The following is a 13,032-nucleotide window of genomic DNA, read 5'->3' on the forward strand; positions in this document are numbered from 1 at the left end:
GGTGAGACAGCGCAGGTCACAGGCCGCCCAGGCCCGCAAGTCCCCCGCCCTTGTCCAAAGCGCCCGCCGCGCTCGCGGCTCCCGCTGGTTTGCCGTGCTTGCCCGACGCAGTCAGCGGGCCGACGATGGGCAGTTGCGCAAGCGCGGGGGTGACGTAGTTCAGGTGGACCTGCGGCACATGCGGGGGAACGTCCGGCAGGCGCCCGGTGATGCTGTCCAGCGCAACCGGCAGGCCGTCACCGTAGGCGGCCGGCGTGGCGGTGGCCCACAGCAGCAGCCCGGCCCCGGCAGCGGCCGGAAGGCACGCGGTACGGCGCATGGGTCCTCCCGACCTCACGGCTTTAAGTGGCGGGGGCCGACCGCTTCCCCGTGACAACACCTGAAGGCCCCCGTGCGCAAGGGAAGCTGCCAGGCGCCCGCTTCGAAGCGACCGGCCCGTACGTCCCAGCACACCGGCAACTCCCTTATCCGTCAAGGAAAACGATCATCGCATCAAGGGGGCTCGGCATCCCGCACCGCTACGGTGATGGGCATGCACCACCGCCCCATCGTGGCCACCGCGGCCGCCTGTCTCGTGCTGCTCTCCGCCTGCGCCAGCCCCCACCAAACGTCCGGCAGCGACTCGGCCCCCAAGGCCGCCGCAGCTGCCCTGCCGCACGACGCCGTCCTTCCCGTCGGGCCCGGACCGCAAGCCCACTACGCCGTGCAGCCCCAGCCCGCGGCTGGCACCTGCCACTACCGGCACACTCCTTCCGGTGAACCTCTTCCGGATGTGACGTGCACCCCGGGGGCGACGAACCCGAAGGTCACCCCGGGCACTATCGCGTCGACGATCTGCGCTCCCGGCGGATACACGGGGAAGATCCGGCCCCCGGTGAACGTGACCAACGTGGAGAAGAAGGGGAACGCCCGCTCGTACGGCTTCACCGGGCCGCTGGGCGATGCGGAGTACGACCACCTGATCTCGCTTCAGCTCGGCGGCGACCCCAACGACCCCCGCAACCTCTGGGTCGAGCCCCCGGACCCCGGCCACAAGCCCGGCGCGGGTCCGAACAACAACAAGGACAAGGTGGAGACGGCGCTGCACACCGCGATCTGCAAGCACAAGACCGGGCTGGTGCAGGCGCAGCGGGCGATCGCCGAGGACTGGACCACCGCCCTCACACGGCTGGGACTTGCGCGGTGAGCGGGAAGTCGGTGCGCTCGCACCTGTTCATGGACACCGTCGCCATCGCCGCTACCGGCATGATCTTCGACACCATCAGCGTGCTGCGCACCGGCCACACCATGGCCTGGCCCGAGTACGGCAGGGTTCTGCTGGCGGCGGCCGGGGGTGCGGTGATCTGCGAGGCGGCGTGGTGGTGGCGCCGCCGCAAACAGCACCGCCAGCAGCAGGAGACGGCCGAGGGGACGGAGGTTCAGGCCGAGCCGGACGAGGCACCCGGCCCGGCCACGGGGTAGGGCGAGGCCAGCTCCAGGGCCCTGCGCAGGAACGGCTGCGGACGCATGCCCTTCTGCTGGCGCAGGAACCTCGGGTACGGGCGGCGGATCGGGCCCATCCTCTTCCCCGACCGGGAACGGATGATGCGCCGCCGCGGCCCGTACAGGCCGGTGCCTTCTTCGAGGTAGCGCACGACGGGGTTCGTGGAGAAGACGGTGCCGGTCACCCTCCGGCCGCGCTGCACGCTCATGCGCCGGTGCAAGGAGCGGGCGGTGCGGCCGGAGGCGTGCGGGGCGAGCGCGACCGCGGCCTGAGCCGTGTTCAGCATGATCTGTTCGACGTGCCGGTAGACCGGGCCGCCCGGCGACTCCAGCAGCCAGGCGGCCTCGGCCTCGTTGAAGCTGACCAGCCGTCCCATGAACACCACCGTACAGCCGGCGGGGGCAGGTGCGGCGGCTGTGCTACTGGGAGTTGATCAGGCCGAGTCCGTTGAACATGGCCTGGTTCGCGGCCAGGCGCTCTTGCTGCTGCGGGAACCCGTACCCCGTTGCCGGATGGAAGATCTTCCGTTCCAGCGCCTTGAGCGCGTTCTCGTCCCGCTGTCCGGCGGCCATCCAGGACCAGCACGCCGCGGTGATCCTCCATGCCGGCTGGGAAAAGGCGTCGAACTGGTGGGCAACCGCCCACGTCTGGAAGTTGAACCACTGGGCGGCGGCCTGCGAGCACAGCTGGTGCGCGGCCCGCCAGCTCGTGCCGTAGACCTCTTCGGCCAGGCCGAACGCGATCCGTTGCACCGCGGCCTCGGTCAGCGGATCGAGGGGGTCGGCCAGGCGCTGCTTCCAGTACTCGGCCTGCTTCCTCGGCAGCGCGCCGGGGAACAGGTCGAACCAGGAGCCGTTGGCCGCCCACGTCGCGGCGATGATGCCGTTGGGCTGGCACAGGGTGCCGTACAGCTCCTTGCCGTCGAGGTCGATGTTGAAGGTGATCTGCTGCGGTGGCCCGAAGGTTTTCACGCGCGGACTCCTGGGGGTGTTCGTCTCGGCGTCTTCGCCGATGCCGTCTTGGCTCCCACTGCTGTCTTCTTTCCCGTGTTCGCTTTGGCGGCAGGGAGTTTCGCGAGTGTACGGCGCTGGGAGCGGTTGGACTGATCGCCGTGAAGGGTGTTCAAGTGCTTTTCCACGAACGGGGACCAGTAAGCGACGAGCGCCGAAATCACCCCCGAGATCGACCCGAGAGATACCTCGTCGCAGGCGGGGTCGTTCATCATCTCTTCGATGGCCTCGGTGTCGGCGGGGGCGAACATCGCGGCCACGAACGCGGCCATGTCCTTTTGCGCGTCCTCGTCCGGCGTCTTGCCTGCGGTGAGGGTGCCGTCGGCGTGAGCGCGGGCGATCTTCGCCCAGAGCGCGTCCTTCGGGCAGCGCGCGGTGAACTCCCTGCCGCCGATCAGGGCGCGGGCGTTCGGGGCGATCGGTTTGGCGTGATCGGCGGTGGAAACAACGAACTCGGTCGCCATGCTGGGGGCCTTCCGGGCATGCGTGATCGCATCGCCCGGCCCACCAGCCAGCAGCGCGTGCCTGTGGCCCGCCCCCTTCGCCCACACAGAGGTGGAAGCGAGCCACAGGCTGACCAGCATCATGCCCACACCCGCGTGGTGATGGCACGCACCGCCCCGGTGGACTATCCGACAAGCGCGCCCACACGGGGGACGTCCCGCCCCAACACGACGCGGATCACCACCGGACCATCGGTGATCACTGGGGACGGTGGAAGGCATGGCCAATCAGTCACCGCAAGAATCCAGCGGCGAGAGCATCGACGTCATGATCTTCCGGCTCTACACCGAGTCGATGACCTCGATCATGAGTGAAGCGATGCAGACGTTCCGCGAGCTGGCCCGTCATGACGGTGTCGTCGAGCGGGAACGCATCCGCGCCGCAATTCCCGGTCCCGCTCCCGAGCTGGACAAGTCCTGGGCCACTGCGCGGCAAGAACTCGTCTGATCTTTCAAGGTATTTGGACATCCCGAAAACAGAAACCGGGCAAAACGGCGCCTCGTTGAACCAGACAGCGCCCCTATTTCCGCGCCACCGCCGCACATTCCCGTGAAAGGCCCCGCCTGCCATGCCGCGCCTGACCACCGCCCGCACCGAAACCGCCATCAGCCCCGCCCAGCGCATGCTCGCCGTCCCCTTCGACACCTGGCTCGCCATCACCGGCGGCTCCTGGTCGACCGCCACCCGCCTGCCCGGCGAGCAGGTCCTCTCCACCTCCCCGGCCTCCGCCACCCGCCGGCCCCGACTTCGCACTCAGGCCCGCAGATGACCACCGCATGCGTCACCGACCCCGTCTGGTCGGTGGCCTGGCGTCACCACGCGGTCTGCCGCGGCGAGGACGTGGACCCGGAGCTGTTCTTCTCCGACTCCGAGACCGTCCAGCGCAAAGCGATCAGGGTGTGCGACGCATGCCCGGTGCACGTGGCCTGTCTGGATTTCGCGCTGCGCATGAAAGTCGATCACGGCGTGTGGGGCGGCACCACCCCCAAGCAGCGCCGCACGCTCGCCCAGGGAGAGGAGGCGACACGCGGCCAAGCGGGTGGTTGTTCGTTGCCTCCATGATTGTCCGAGCGTTGGATGATGCGAGGAAAACGCCACATTTCCAGCCAACTCGCGTACCCCCGATCCGTCCTGCCGGGGGCGCGCCACGATCGAAAGAGCGTGACCTCATGGCAGCACTGCGCAGCAAGGTGGCCGTCGGCCTGGTGATGACCACCGCCGCTCTCGGCCTCGGCGCCGCCCCGTCCATGGCCGCCGACTGCTCCAGCGGCGCCTGCACCACCACCCCCGGCGGCGTCACCGGGCCGGCCGGTGGCACCTCCAGCGGCACCGGCACCAGCCCCCTGTGGCCCGGCGGCGGCGACCCCACGGGGCTCGCTCGCCACTTCGGCAACGTCGGCTTCGACAAGCAATACGGCATCATCAACACCAATGGGGCGCCGTTCGTCTACGCCGACTTGGTGTGCATGGCGCCGTGGCTCGGTGGCGTCGCCGAGGGCTCCATCGGCAACCCGTACGCGGCGTGCAACCCCAACAGCGCCGTGAACCAGATGAAGACCGGCGGACTCATCGGCTGAGCCGCCCACCAGACGGTGCCCGCCCCGGCCCCACGGGGAACACCTTCACCCCGGGTCGACCCCTCGCTGCTCCTGCCCCGTCGGCACCTTCGAGACGGGAGACGCGAGAGGGCATGGGGTCGCGGCGGGCACCAGGGGTCGCCCTTTCGCGGGCTCTTCGCCTTTCCCCAACAGACAGGGCGGCCCCATCCAACAAGGCCAAGGTCCCTGCCGTGGATGGGGCGTTCGGGGTGTTTCGTCCCGCACGGCAGGGGCCTTGACCTGTGCCGCCCAGTCACCCGATCCGTCGGATACGGCCTAGTAGAAGCGGGTCGTGGAGCGGTTCTTGCGCCGCTTCGACGCGGTCCAGATCAGCGACAGGCCACCGGTAAGGAGAGCCGCGGTGGCGTGCAGGGCGATTTCGCCGTAGCCCATGTGCTTCTGGGTGACGGCCTTGGTGGCGTTGCCAGAGTGAGCACCCCCACCGGGCCGGGGGGCCGGGGCCGGTCCTGCGGTCGCAGCCGCGGCGGCGGCCTGCTCGGCCTCGTGCGCGGCGATCTCAGTCCGCTTCTCGGCGGCCTTGGCTTCGTACCGATCGCGGGCCGCCTGGAGGCTTTCCTGGGTCTGCGCGAGACCTGCGTGGATGCGGTTCAGGCGCGGGTAGCGTGGGTCAGTCCACAGGGGGTGGGGCTTCTTGGCGTTCACGGTACGTTTCGATCTTCGATGGGCGGTGTGCGGCGGTTTGCCGGTCGACCGGACATGGTGAATGTAAAGAGTTAGTCAAGTCAATTCGTGCAGGTCAGTGCTTGATCGGCACCCGCGAGGCCGCCTCTTCGATCGACACCTGCGCCATGGTCGGCCCTTCCCCGGCTGGCTGGTGGTGGCGCAGGGTGTGGCAGATGGCGAGGATGCCGAGCACCAGGGATTCCAGGTCCAGGTCTTCGCCTTGACCGTAGGCGTCCTCGCCGGTGGGCAGGGTGTGGGCCCGGGTGTCGAAGACGGCGAGCGCCGCCCGCAGGGCTTCGGCCCGCTCCAGGCCGGCGGGGATCAGTAGCTTCTCCTGCTCCATGGCCTCGATCGCTGCCCCGGCTGCCTCCGCGCGGGAGAGCGGGCTCATCCCCGAGTGCGCGCCGGGCACTCTCCACGTGTAGGTGCGCACCGTCGCGCCCGGGCCGTCGTGCTTCCTGATGGCGGCGGCGACCCGGCTGGCAGTGATCTTGCCGGTGCAGGTGCCGCCGACCAGGACCCGCAGATCCGCGGCGGGGCCCATGCGGTCGGCCAGGTGCACGACGCGGTCGGCGATGCGGGCGTAGGCGGCGTCGCGGGCGGCGAGCTCGGTGTGCGCGACCACCAGGACCCCGTCGGCGCGCCGGGCGCAGATCACGATGGACGTGCGGCGGCGGGTGTCGCCGAGGCCGACGTCGACGGCGTACGACACCGGCCGCCGCGCATCGGCCGGCCGGGGCGGTGGGGCCAGCAGCTCGGCAGCGCTTACGTGCGGCGTGTGCGGGAAGTCGGGGATGCGGTGATTCATCGTCTTGTCTCACGGTTGGGCCACTCCTGGCCCCCCCAGCCTGCGGCCACTGGGGAGTGGCCTAGATGTGAGACACGCTGGTGGAGATGGACGGGCACGGCCGATACGAGGGCCCGTTCAAGCCGATGTTCCCAACCGTCGGATCGGTAAAGGCCAACGCTTCTACCCTTTCGTTGACGTATGCCCGCAGAGAGGATCGTCAGTGAACGACAAGCCTGACCCCTACCAGTACGCCGAGGCAGTGCACCGGATGGCGGCAGCTGTGCACCGCACCGCAGCAGCCGCCCACGGCTTCAGCGGAGCAGCAGTCCGCATGGGGGGCGCCATGAGGTGCTTCACCGAGGCGCTGTCCGTCGCCGAGGCCGCCCAGATCGCCCGGCACCCCGACTTGGCGGAGCTGAACATCCAGCTCGACAACTACTACGGCTAGGCGCGTGCGGTGACGCCCCCGGTGGGACGGCGCTGCTCGGCGGTGGGCGCCGCCCGGTCGGCGCCCACCGGCACGCCACGGCCGGCGCCGGGGCAGATCTGGACGAGGGGTGGTCTAGTCGTGAGACACCGCAGGTCAAGGCGGGTGCGGCGGTCGGATGATAGACGTGGTGCGGCGTGTGGCGCGCATACGTGCGAGCCGGATGGCCGTGCTGCACGATGCCCGGATGCGCATTGCGAAGCAGCTTCCGCAGCACCTGGCCCGGCTGCCGATGGTCGACGTCACCAACGACGCGAAAGCCTACCCACAGCTGCTGGAGGCGATGACCGCCCACGTGCCGGGCCTGTACGAATGGGAGGGCGCCGCGCACCGGATCGTCGCCGTGCACGGCTACCCCCGGCTGAAGAAGGTCGACCCGCACACGCTTCGGGGCATGTTCGCCGAGCACGTGTGCACCTACCGCCTGGTGGGCCGCACCATGATTCCGAAGCTGCTGACGGTGACGCTGTGCCGGACGCTGCTGGCCCACCGTCCGCTGCCGGTGCCGCACCTGGCGGAGCTGCCGTGGCGGATCAACGTCCGCACGCTGCGCACCCCGGGCGTGGACCGCACCACCGGCCTGTACGTGTATGCCGCCGTGGAGCGCGAGGCGGTACGGGCTGGCTGATCGTCAGGCGAGGACCTGGCCGCCGCGGTAGATCTGGTGAGCGACGGTGTACCAGTGGCGGCCTGCCCAGCAGGCGAGCTGAAGCGCGGCCACCACATCGTCGTGAGCGGACGCGGCGCCGTGCTCGTACCGGACGTGCCCAGCCTCGGTGGTCTTCGCCGTGTACGTGGTCAGCTCGTCCTGGAGGCGGTGGGCGGCCGGCAGCGCCTGCGGGATGGCGAGGGCATGCTGCTCAAGGTCGGTGATCAGCGCGTGGGCGAGGGCGGTCTTGGGCACGTTCGGGTCGGGCCACGTGCCGGTCATGCGTTTCCCGGCGTGGGCGGTGACCCCGACGATCTCGCACGCGTCGTCGCGCAGGCCGTCGCGGAGGAGTTCGCCGACGGCGCGGCCGACGCCGGTGCGGTCGAAGGCCAGCATCACGGACCAGCCGACCGTGGTGAGCTGCCGGGCGCGGTGGGCGAGCCAAGCGGCGAGCTGCGCGTAGGGGGCACCCAGGGGGGCGGTCTCGCACACCATCGCCGACCACGTAGGCACCACTCCGGCTGGCCGCGGTCCTGCCGGGGCGAGGCCGACGAGGGCTGCGGCGTCGGCGGCCTGGCCGACGTCCGCGCCGAGGAAGCACACCCCCCAATTCGCACCCATATTCGCCCTTCAGGTAGCGTGCTCCGTGTTCAACGGCTGGAGAATGATCCAGCTAAGTCCGAATGAGGAGAACATCATGGAACTCGTTCCACATGTTTTGGAAACGACGGGTGTCAAAGTCCGCTTGAAGGATGGCGGTCATGCTCCGCTCACTTTCGAAGCGGTTGCCAAGGCGGCTGTGTGCATATCGCTGCACAAGTACGAGCTCTACGACGTCTTGGCTGACATCGGCGGCAAGTTCGTCTCCGCGCTTGACGTCGTCCGCCAGGCGCTTGGCGGCCAGGACCCAGTGAACACCAACGAGGCCGAGAAGGCTCTGCGCGAGCTGGGGTTCCGGATCTACGTATCGCGACGTTTCGACAAGGAAACCGGTGACCCGGTGCGTCTGACACGGGAGCAGATCAAGAACTCTGCTCCCTGACACTCCGGCGGACGGTATCCCTGGGGCGGTCGAGGCGTCGGTTGCAAGATCATGCCGCTGCCTCGGCTCCCCAGTCGAAGGCGTCGGCGGTGAAGTCGGGCAGGAGCAGCCCGGTCTGCTCGCGGGTGAAGGCTGCGTCGATCAACGTGGGACGGAAGACCCCGCCAGCGCTGGCTTCGAAGGAGCAGTCGAGTTCGGCGGCGGCGACGTGTGCCGGGACCGAGGCCCGGTAGGTGCGCTCGTACGCGGGGGTGATGCGCGGGCATTCGGTCCAGGGCACTTTCCATCGCTGGTAGAGGTCGCCTCCGGTGGCCCACCAGCTGTAGTACCAGCCGCGCTGTCCGGCGGGGGTGGAGGCCGCGGCGAGGATGCCGCCGCCGGGGAGCGTGGACAGCATCGGCATGATCACCCCGTGCATCACCGGATCGGCGAGCCAAGCGCCTTCGTCGGCGAGGATGTTGCCGGTGTAACCGCGGACCGCGCCGGTGCCGGGGAGGGCGATGATGCGTCCGCCGGTCGGGAGCACGAGGTAGGTGGCGGCGTCCCGGATCAGGGGCAGGCCGAGGCGTTCGCAGATCGTGTGCGCCTTGCGGATCAGTTCGTTGGCCTGCCGCTGCGACGGCGCGACGACGATGGTGTCCGTCTTGGGCCGCACCAGGGCGAGCCACACCCCCAACGCCCCGAACGACGTCGACTTGCCGGCCTGGCGGCAGGTGCACAGCAGGCCGCGGAACCCGGGCCGGGTGGTGGCCTGGTGGAGGAAGTCCTCCTGCCAATCGTCCGGCGTGTATCCGGCTTCGTGCATCAGCACCGCCGGGGTGGCGGCGATCCTCAGCAACGCCTGGAGTAGCCGCTGGTTCACGGCTCGTCACCACCTGGGAGCATGGGCCGGGCGCGTTCTTCGAGGAGGCGGGCCAGCTTCATGCGGGCCTCGTCGTCGAGGACCTGGTCCAGCACCTCGCACAGCTGCGCCCAGAACTCCGAGCCGATCGCATCCGCCAACGACGCGGGCTCGGCGGACTCCTGCGGCGGCGGGTACAGCAGGCGGGCGCGTTCGCGGATCTCGCGGGAGACGGCGACGTAGGCGCCCATCTGGTCTTTGACCGGCATCTCCTCCACCTGGTCGATGGCCGGCTGGAGGGCGTCGGCGGCGCGGCGCAGGCCCTCGTCGGTGGCGAGCAGCGCACGGCGGTTGGCGACGCGGGAGCCGATGCGTTCCATCTCGACCATGTGCTGCTCGTAGGCGTGGGCGCGCTCTGTCCAGTGCCCGGCCGCGGCCATGTTGCGCACGTGCCCGTAGGACAGGCCGCTGTCGTGGGCGAACTGGTAGAGGGTGCGGGCCGCGCCGAGCGCCAGGTACTGCTTGAACCGCTCGAACTCGCGGACGGTTTCGCCGGGCTGCCGCAGCCACGCCGGGATGTTCCGGTCAATCTGCATGATTTCCCTCCCATCATGCGCATTGTTCGATACGTGACAATAAATCGAACCTTGCGGGATGGACGGGTTATCCGGACAGGTCGACGCCGCGCCGTCGGTCGATGCGTACCACCCCGTACGCGCCCGGTGCCACGTGTTCGAGTTCCTTGACAGCCATCAGGCGGCGGGAGCGGGCGTCGGCTTCTTCGGTGCGCGCCGTCACCAGCCTGCGCGCCGACGCCTCGATGCCGGCCAGGGTTTCACGGTCGACCCGCTCGCCTTCCACAGCGACCGGGAGGCCACCGGCTGGGGACCAGCAGCGCTCCCGGTATGGGCAGTCCTTGCAGGTCTCCAGGCCGTTGGCCGGGTCGCGGGGGGCGAAGTCGGGGTTCGTGGCGTGCGCGGAGAGCTGGGCGATCCTGCGGTGCAACGCCTCCCGTTCGGCCGCTCCGTAGGGCAGGACGATGACGTGGTCCTTGCCGTACGCCCGGTCCAGGGCGATCAGCGCGCAGGTGGTGACGTTGCGGCCTTCCTGCGCGAGCGCTTCCGCGTACGTCCACAGCTGGAGCAGGTAAGTGCGGGGAATCTTCCCGGCCTTGAGCTTGGTGATGACCTGCGGTGCGCACGTCTTCAGGTCGATGACCATCGTGTTCCTGCTGCCGGGGTGGGTGATCGCCAGATCCAGGCGGCCGGGGATGCGTACGGGCCCGGAGGCCAGGGTGACGTGGTGCTCTTCCAGGACCTGGTACTGGAGGTCTTCGAACTGCTGCCGCAGCGCGGGGACGAGCTTTTCGTGAATGGCGGTGCCGATGTGGGCGAGCCGCTTCTCCTCCACCTCCTGGGGGCCCGCGGCCGGCACGGGTGGGGGCGCCGCCTGGGGCCAGGCGCCCGGGCGGCGCTGCGCGAGCGGAACGACCGTCGGCGCGGGCGTGCGCCAGCCGATCACCGGCCACACATCGGGGCGTGCGTACGAGAGTGCGTAGGCGGCCTTGCGGGTACAGCCACCCACGCCGGTCGCGGTCACCAAGCGGGCATCGTGGGTGGAGGACTCGGTCAGGGCCTTGAACGCACCCGTCACGGCGTCGCTCAGCAGGGATGCGATCCGGTCCGCGTCCGTTCCCGGCTCCGGACCGGCACCCCCTTCGGGCTCGGGCGCGGCCACAGCGGTCAGCGTCATCGTGTGCTCCCCTCCGCTTCGTCGGTATCGGGCACGGGGAAGCCGGTGTTGCCGTCGGCGACCGGTGCGTCCCCGGGGAGGTCGAACGCGCCCTCCACGCTGCGCTGCGCCGCCGCTGCGGAGGCCGGCCGCCGTCCGCCGGTCTTGGGCGGGGTGTAGGTGGCGGCGAAGATCCTCTTGTTGCCCGTCTTCGACACGCACGTCAACGACAGGTAGCCGCCGGTCTTGAGGAAGCGGGCTCCGGCGTCGGCGACGGCGGTGTTGATGACGTCGCGCTTCTGTCCCGCCCGTACGTCCACGATCCACCGGTTGGCCTCCGCCCCCTCGCCGTCGCGCAGGCGCAGGGTCAGCATCATCTGCGGGATGCCGGGCTCGATCCATTTCGGTTCGCGGGTGCCGAAGTGGGAGTCCTGCTGCCACAGGATCTCGGTGATCTCACCGCACGCCTTCTGCCCGACTTCGAGCTTGGCGTACTTCTCCTCTCCGCGCCCGGCAAGGAATCCGATCTGCTCCTCGGGCGTCGGCGGCCGCGCGGGGGTGGCCTGGTCGTTGCTGTTGTTCACCGCGTGCTCTCTTCTCACGACCTCATGAGCCCATGGGCGCACCTATGGGTTCATCCTGTGATCGATCGTGGAATGCGCGGGCGAGGAAAAGAAAGCACACGGGCAAATCGGCACGCCGTGCGAGAGCTGAAAGAGACCTGGTCGTATGACGATCGCGGGTACCGGCCCGTGGACCGGTACCCCTCGGCGCGGCCCTGTCATGGCTAGCTACGCCTACCAGGCCAGGCACCGAAGGACTCTACGCCGTCTATGTATACGTACAGGCGAAAGCGCACAGAGTACACGTGGCCTGCGGTGACGCCTTTTTGCGGGGCGTGTCATACGGCAGAAATCACCTGGCCGGCTGCGATGCTCATGGACCCAACCAGCACCTGCCTTGGGAGGTTATGTGGCCATTCAGCCGTTCCGGATTCGCCTGGTGGGCACCAGGGATCTGCTGCACCATTCGGTGATCCTCGCCGACCCCGACAGCCAGGCCGCCAAAGAGATCGCGAAGATCGCCGGGAAGCGGAAGAAGACCGAGGACGACCGGGCCGAGCTCGGGAAGCTGGAGATGAAGTACGGCATGTACTGGGAGGAGGTGGTCGGTCCCTACATGCCAGGCGAGAACATCGAACGCTCTCTGCGTGACGGCGGCGTCATCACCCGCTCCGGCACGAAGATCCAGCGCGGTGTGTTCATCGAAACAGACTTCAACAAGCTCGAATACCGGCACGAAGAGCGGAACTTGGAAAAGCTCGCCGAGGACCATCGTTTCCACTACCGCAAGGTCGTCACCGTTCAGCGCGCCAAGGTCGTGCGTACCAGACCGATCTTCAAGAACTGGTCCTGTGAGGCCGAGGGCATCCTCAACACCACAGTGCTTTCCCTGGACGAGCTTCAGGAGATCGCCACCAACGCTGGCACGATGATCGGTATCGGTGACTACCGGCCCCGCTTCGGCCGTTACAAGGCCCGCGTCACGCCCCTCGCCGAGCTGACCAGCACCAAGAACGACGAGTACAGCGATGTCGTCGTCTGACAAGCCCGCACAGCAGCCGTCGATGACGCAGCTGGTGTACGAGATGATGGCAGAGGCGGAGGTCGGCGACACCATCACCTACAAGGCGATCGGGGAACTCATCGACCGCGATCCCGACGAACCGATAGGTCTGGCGGCGATCCGGCAGACCGCCGACCGGGCCCGCAAAAAGCTCGGCGCCAAGCACGCCCGCAGCGCCATGACCATCTGCGGTGTCGGATACCAAATCGTCAACGGAATCCGGCACATGGGCCAGGCGATCGTCCATTCCCGCAAAGCACGCACCCAGGTCAAACGGTCAACGGAAATCCTCTCCGACGTCGACTCCAGCACGCTCAGCCACCAGCACCGCTCCCAACTACGGCGCAGCCGCGATGTGATGGCCGCGCGCCTGGACATGATGGACGCCGACGACGCCCACGCCCAAGCGGAAGCGAAGGTGATGGAAGAGCTCCGCGAGTTCAACCAGCGCCGGCGCGAGGAACGCGGGCGCCCCGACTGGACCTGACCGACCTGCACGACGAGGCGCGACCGGGCTAGGCGCGGGCTCGGCACGGCCAGCCTCTGCGCGGTAGGGCGTGGCGAGGGTTCCCGCCCCACGGGACGGG

22 protein-coding genes are annotated in these 13,032 nt (G+C 69.1%); 11 read left to right on the top strand and 11 right to left on the bottom strand.

Translation table 11 applies throughout. From position 1 onward, the window contains the following. Positions 1–16 precede the first annotated feature (16 nt). Positions 17–319: a hypothetical protein gene (locus tag ACMATS_RS05855; RefSeq protein WP_414167131.1), complete on the bottom strand. Its 303-nt coding sequence runs from the start codon at positions 317–319 to the stop codon at positions 17–19. 213 nt (positions 320–532) lie between these two features. Between ACMATS_RS05855 and ACMATS_RS05860 the strand changes: the two genes are divergently transcribed. Together ACMATS_RS05860 and ACMATS_RS05865 are read left to right on the top strand one after the other, a co-directional pair. Beyond that, positions 533–1,186, top strand: coding sequence for a hypothetical protein (locus ACMATS_RS05860; protein ID WP_414167132.1), 654 nt, complete (start codon positions 533–535; stop codon positions 1,184–1,186). Further along, on the top strand, positions 1,183–1,461 hold the full coding sequence (locus tag ACMATS_RS05865; protein ID WP_414167133.1) for a hypothetical protein: 279 nt from the start codon (positions 1,183–1,185) through the stop codon (positions 1,459–1,461). Before ACMATS_RS05860 ends, ACMATS_RS05865 begins: the two co-directional genes overlap by 4 nt. Here the strand turns inward: ACMATS_RS05865 and ACMATS_RS05870 are convergent. Genes ACMATS_RS05870 through ACMATS_RS05880 form a run of 3 tightly spaced genes read right to left on the bottom strand, consistent with a single transcriptional unit; the run spans position 1,419 to position 3,080 of the window. Next, the gene (locus ACMATS_RS05870; protein WP_414167134.1) at positions 1,419–1,859 is read right to left on the bottom strand and encodes a hypothetical protein; all 441 of its coding nucleotides are present in this window, start codon (positions 1,857–1,859) and stop codon (positions 1,419–1,421) included. The genes ACMATS_RS05865 and ACMATS_RS05870 overlap by 43 nt on opposite strands. A gap of 43 nt (positions 1,860–1,902) precedes the next feature. Continuing rightward, complete coding sequence (locus ACMATS_RS05875) at positions 1,903–2,454, bottom strand: hypothetical protein (RefSeq protein WP_414167135.1); 552 nt, start codon at positions 2,452–2,454, stop codon at positions 1,903–1,905. Continuing rightward, positions 2,451–3,080, bottom strand: coding sequence for a hypothetical protein (locus ACMATS_RS05880; RefSeq protein ID WP_414167136.1), 630 nt, complete (start codon positions 3,078–3,080; stop codon positions 2,451–2,453). Before ACMATS_RS05880 ends, ACMATS_RS05875 begins: the two co-directional genes overlap by 4 nt. Positions 3,081–3,216: 136 nt before the next feature. On the opposite strand from ACMATS_RS05880, the gene ACMATS_RS05885 reads away from it, so the two are divergent. The 4 genes from ACMATS_RS05885 to ACMATS_RS05900 all read left to right on the top strand — a co-directional run bounded on the left by ACMATS_RS05885 (position 3,217) and on the right by ACMATS_RS05900 (position 4,574). Beyond that, the gene (locus ACMATS_RS05885; RefSeq protein ID WP_414167137.1) at positions 3,217–3,444 is read left to right on the top strand and encodes a hypothetical protein; all 228 of its coding nucleotides are present in this window, start codon (positions 3,217–3,219) and stop codon (positions 3,442–3,444) included. A gap of 121 nt (positions 3,445–3,565) precedes the next feature. Beyond that, on the top strand, positions 3,566–3,766 hold the full coding sequence (locus tag ACMATS_RS05890; RefSeq protein ID WP_414167138.1) for a hypothetical protein: 201 nt from the start codon (positions 3,566–3,568) through the stop codon (positions 3,764–3,766). Further along, complete coding sequence (locus ACMATS_RS05895) at positions 3,763–4,059, top strand: WhiB family transcriptional regulator (protein ID WP_414167139.1); 297 nt, start codon at positions 3,763–3,765, stop codon at positions 4,057–4,059. Before ACMATS_RS05890 ends, ACMATS_RS05895 begins: the two co-directional genes overlap by 4 nt. A 107-nt stretch (positions 4,060–4,166) precedes the next feature. Further along, positions 4,167–4,574, top strand: coding sequence for a hypothetical protein (locus ACMATS_RS05900; protein ID WP_414167140.1), 408 nt, complete (start codon positions 4,167–4,169; stop codon positions 4,572–4,574). 297 nt (positions 4,575–4,871) lie between these two features. Here the strand turns inward: ACMATS_RS05900 and ACMATS_RS05905 are convergent, their stop codons facing one another. Further along, the gene (locus tag ACMATS_RS05905; protein WP_414167141.1) at positions 4,872–5,258 is read right to left on the bottom strand and encodes a hypothetical protein; all 387 of its coding nucleotides are present in this window, start codon (positions 5,256–5,258) and stop codon (positions 4,872–4,874) included. A gap of 94 nt (positions 5,259–5,352) precedes the next feature. Then, complete coding sequence (locus ACMATS_RS05910; protein WP_414167142.1) at positions 5,353–6,087, bottom strand: hypothetical protein; 735 nt, start codon at positions 6,085–6,087, stop codon at positions 5,353–5,355. A 202-nt stretch (positions 6,088–6,289) separates the two neighbouring features. Between ACMATS_RS05910 and ACMATS_RS05915 the strand changes: the two genes are divergently transcribed. Both ACMATS_RS05915 and ACMATS_RS05920 read left to right on the top strand, forming a co-directional pair. Further along, positions 6,290–6,517, top strand: coding sequence for a hypothetical protein (locus ACMATS_RS05915; RefSeq protein WP_414167143.1), 228 nt, complete (start codon positions 6,290–6,292; stop codon positions 6,515–6,517). Between the two features lie 178 nt (positions 6,518–6,695). Further along, positions 6,696–7,184: a hypothetical protein gene (locus ACMATS_RS05920; RefSeq protein ID WP_414167144.1), complete on the top strand. Its 489-nt coding sequence runs from the start codon at positions 6,696–6,698 to the stop codon at positions 7,182–7,184. A gap of 3 nt (positions 7,185–7,187) precedes the next feature. Here the strand turns inward: ACMATS_RS05920 and ACMATS_RS05925 are convergent, their stop codons facing one another. Next, on the bottom strand, positions 7,188–7,826 hold the full coding sequence (locus ACMATS_RS05925) for a hypothetical protein (protein ID WP_414167145.1): 639 nt from the start codon (positions 7,824–7,826) through the stop codon (positions 7,188–7,190). Positions 7,827–7,902: 76 nt separating this feature from the next. Between ACMATS_RS05925 and ACMATS_RS05930 the strand changes: the two genes are divergently transcribed. Next, entirely contained in the window at positions 7,903–8,247 is a 345-nt protein-coding gene (locus ACMATS_RS05930) for a hypothetical protein (RefSeq protein WP_414167146.1), read from the top strand. A 49-nt stretch (positions 8,248–8,296) separates the two neighbouring features. On the opposite strand, the gene ACMATS_RS05935 is transcribed toward ACMATS_RS05930, so the two are convergent. The 4 genes from ACMATS_RS05935 to ACMATS_RS05950 form a co-directional block, all read right to left on the bottom strand. Continuing rightward, positions 8,297–9,109 (bottom strand): terminase large subunit domain-containing protein, encoded by an 813-nt coding sequence (locus ACMATS_RS05935; RefSeq protein WP_414167147.1) that lies wholly within the window; start codon positions 9,107–9,109, stop codon positions 8,297–8,299. After that, complete coding sequence (locus tag ACMATS_RS05940) at positions 9,106–9,684, bottom strand: hypothetical protein (protein WP_414167148.1); 579 nt, start codon at positions 9,682–9,684, stop codon at positions 9,106–9,108. The genes ACMATS_RS05935 and ACMATS_RS05940 overlap by 4 nt, the downstream gene beginning before the upstream one ends. A gap of 67 nt (positions 9,685–9,751) precedes the next feature. Continuing rightward, on the bottom strand, positions 9,752–10,840 hold the full coding sequence (locus tag ACMATS_RS05945) for a PD-(D/E)XK nuclease family protein (RefSeq protein WP_414167149.1): 1,089 nt from the start codon (positions 10,838–10,840) through the stop codon (positions 9,752–9,754). Then, the gene (locus ACMATS_RS05950; protein WP_414167150.1) at positions 10,837–11,421 is read right to left on the bottom strand and encodes a hypothetical protein; all 585 of its coding nucleotides are present in this window, start codon (positions 11,419–11,421) and stop codon (positions 10,837–10,839) included. The genes ACMATS_RS05945 and ACMATS_RS05950 overlap by 4 nt, the downstream gene beginning before the upstream one ends. Before the next feature lie 370 nt (positions 11,422–11,791). Here ACMATS_RS05950 and ACMATS_RS05955 point away from each other — a divergent pair, with 370 nt between their 5' ends. Both ACMATS_RS05955 and ACMATS_RS05960 read left to right on the top strand, forming a co-directional pair. Beyond that, complete coding sequence (locus ACMATS_RS05955; RefSeq protein ID WP_414167151.1) at positions 11,792–12,424, top strand: hypothetical protein; 633 nt, start codon at positions 11,792–11,794, stop codon at positions 12,422–12,424. Between the two features lie 22 nt (positions 12,425–12,446). Further along, positions 12,447–12,932, top strand: a complete 486-nt coding sequence (locus ACMATS_RS05960; RefSeq protein WP_414167152.1) for a hypothetical protein — start codon at positions 12,447–12,449, stop codon at positions 12,930–12,932. Positions 12,933–13,032 lie beyond the last annotated feature (100 nt).

The organism is Streptoverticillium reticulum (genome assembly GCF_047456005.1).
GTDB lineage: Bacteria > Actinomycetota > Actinomycetes > Streptomycetales > Streptomycetaceae > Streptomyces > Streptomyces reticulum.